At 37.8% G+C, this 674-nt stretch carries 1 protein-coding gene; it reads left to right on the forward strand.

Annotated features, from left to right (window positions below):
* Positions 1–674 (forward strand): serine/threonine protein kinase (locus tag MiAbW_RS19190; RefSeq protein WP_238707369.1); only part of this gene is annotated, 674 nt, incomplete at both ends.

The following is a 674-nucleotide window of genomic DNA, read 5'->3' on the forward strand; positions in this document are numbered from 1 at the left end:
CATCCGAGTAATAATAACTCGAATACTCGTTACTGTCAAAGTTGCGGCTCTCAATTGTTGTTAAATGGTCAATATAGGGTAAGTCGGCTATTGAGTGATACGACCGGTTTTGGGGTTGTTTATGAGGCTTTTGAAGGTTTTACAGCCAAAATCCTCAAGGTATTACAAGAAAAATGGAATAATGAACCGAAGGCAGTGGAATTATTTAAACGGGAATATGACGTTTTATTAGAGTTAAGTCGTCAAAATGTCACCGGTGTTCCTCAAGCAGATGTCTATTTTCAATATTCCACAAGGGAGGGAAAAATATTACACTGTTTAGTCATGGAAAAAGTGGAGGGTATTAATTTAGAACAGTGGCTAAACCAGTATGATAAATTAAGTCAAAAACGAGCCTTAAAATGGCTGAGAGAAATTACTTTAATTCTCGATAAAATTCATCAACAGAATTGGCTGCATCGAGATATTAAACCCCCTAATATCATGCTGCGGAATAGTGGCGAGTTGGTGTTAATTGATTTTGGCACAGCAAGGGAAGAAACCCAAACCTATCATCAAAAGTTCAAAGGTCAACAAGTAACAGGTATTACCTCAGCCGGATATACACCCAATGAACAACAACATGGCCAAGCGGTGATTCAATCAGATTTTCATGCTTTAGGACGAACTTTTGT

Origin of the sequence: Microcystis aeruginosa NIES-4325, assembly GCF_008974145.1 — a bacterium.
GTDB lineage: Bacteria > Cyanobacteriota > Cyanobacteriia > Cyanobacteriales > Microcystaceae > Microcystis > Microcystis aeruginosa_G.